Annotated in this window: 2 protein-coding genes; both read left to right on the top strand. The window is 73.6% G+C overall.

What is annotated here, in order from left to right:
• Nucleotides 1–222: 222 nt before the first annotated feature.
• Nucleotides 223–1824, top strand: a complete 1602-nt coding sequence (locus SACSA_RS0113385) for a UDP-N-acetylmuramoyl-L-alanyl-D-glutamate--2,6-diaminopimelate ligase (RefSeq protein WP_019816427.1) — start codon at nt 223–225, stop codon at nt 1822–1824.
• Nucleotides 1821–2050 (top strand): Mur ligase domain-containing protein (locus tag SACSA_RS22860; RefSeq protein WP_048876771.1); only part of this gene is annotated, 230 nt, incomplete at its 3' end. The genes SACSA_RS0113385 and SACSA_RS22860, both read left to right, overlap by 4 nt.

The raw sequence follows: 2050 nt of genomic DNA, 5'->3' as shown, positions 1-2050 counted from the left end.
AGGCCACGAAGGTCAGCATGCTGCCGGGGCGTTGCCCCGCGATCAACAGCACCACCGCGACCACGACCTGCACGACCAGCAGCGCCTTCGACGAGGCGGCGGGCGAGTGCTGGTCGGTGTGCGCGGCGGGCACGGCGGGTGAACGGTGCGCGGGCGACGGACCCACCGTCGTGCACCGGCTCAGCGGCGCGGCCACCCCGCCGGTAACCTTCCCGCGTGTCTGTGAACAACGACGAGGCCGCCGCGCGGGGTGCCCGCGTTCCGAAGGACTCGGGAGTCGCCGTCGCGCCACCGCGCCCGAACCGGATCGAACCCGTTCCGTTGACGACGTTGGTCGCGCGGGCCGACGCCCGTCTCGTGGCCGACCCGGCCGCCGTTCCCTCGGCCGAGGACGTCGTCGTCACCGGGGCCAGCCTGCGCGCGCAGCAGGTCCTGCCCGGTGATCTGTTCGCCGGACTGCCCGGGGCCCGAGCGCACGGCGCGGACTTCGCCGCCGAGGCCGTCGCCGCGGGCGCGGTCGCGGTGCTCACCGACGCCGACGGGGCGAGCAGGCCCGCCGTACGGGATGCTGGAGTCCCGGTGCTGGTCCACGACGACCCCCGTGACGTGCTGGGCGCGGTGGCCGCCTGGATCTACGGCGAACCGTCGCTGGAGCTGTCCGTGCTCGGGGTCACCGGCACCTCGGGCAAGACGACCACCGCCTACTTGATCGAGTCGGGGTTGCGCGCGGCCGGGCACCACACCGGACTGGTCGGCACCGTCGAGACCCGGATCGGTTCGGAACGGCTCACCAGCGCCTTCACCACGCCGGAGGCGCCGGACCTGCAGGCGTTGTTCGCCGTCATGGTCGAGCAGGGCGTCACGCACGTGGCGATGGAGGTCTCCAGCCACGCCCTCGCCCTCGGCCGGGTGAACGGGACCCGGTTCACCGTGGGCGCGTTCACCAACCTCTCGCAGGATCACCTCGACTTCCACCGCGACATGGAGGAGTACTTCGCGGCGAAGTCGCTGCTGTTCGACGGCCGGTCCACGCACGAGGTCGTGGTGGTCGACACCGCCTGGGGCCAGGCGCTCGTCACTCCGAGGACGGTCACGGTCGCCACCGGGCCGGGTACCGACGCGAGCTGGCTCGCCACTGACGTCGCGCTCACTCCGACGGGCGAGCAGCAGTTCGTGCTGCACGCGCCGGACGGCCGCAGCGCCAAGACCACCCTGCCGCTGCCGGGCGAGTTCAACGTCGCCAACGCGACCCTGGCCGCGGCCGTGCTCGACACGGTGGGCGTGGCGCTTCCGGACATCGTCACCGGGCTGGCCACGGTGGAGGTGCCGGGCCGGATGGAGCGCGTCTACCTCGGGCAGTCGTTCACCGCCGTGGTGGACTACGCCCACAAGCCCGCTGCCGTCACCCAGGCGTTGCAGGCCCTGCGCGCCCGCACCGAGGGACACATCATCACCGTCCTCGGTTGTGGCGGCGACCGCGACACCGCCAAGCGGCCGATGATGGGGGAGGCGGCCGCGCGCGGCAGTGACCTGCTGATCGTCACCGACGACAACCCGCGCAGCGAGGACCCTGCGGCCATCCGGGAGGCCATGCTCGCCGGGGCGCGCGCGGTCGGGCCCGCTCAGGGCGGGGAGGTCGTCGAGATCGGCGACCGGCGCGCGGCCATCACCGCGGCGGTCGAGCGGGCCGGTCCCGGGGATGTGGTGCTCGTGGCGGGTAAGGGACACGAGAGCGGCCAGGAGGTCGCCGGTGTGGTCCACCCGTTCTCGGACGTCGACGAACTCCAGGCCGCGATCCGACACCGGCTCGAGGAGAGCGCATGATCGAGTTGACCCTCGCCGACATCGCCCGGGTGGTCGGCGGACGACTGCACCGCACCGACGGGCGGGAACGCGTGACCGGCACGGTCGAGTTCGACTCACGGGCGGTGGCAGGCGGCGGGCTCTTCGTCGCATTGCCGGGGGAGCGGGTCGACGGGCACGACTTCGCCGCCTCGGCGGTCGGCGACGGCGCCGCGGGCGTGCTCGCCGCCCGTGAGGTCGACGCGCC

The organism is Saccharomonospora saliphila YIM 90502 (assembly GCF_000383795.1).
Classification (GTDB): Bacteria; Actinomycetota; Actinomycetes; order Mycobacteriales; family Pseudonocardiaceae; genus Saccharomonospora; species Saccharomonospora saliphila.
This window is presented reverse-complemented; position numbering and strand designations above follow the sequence as displayed.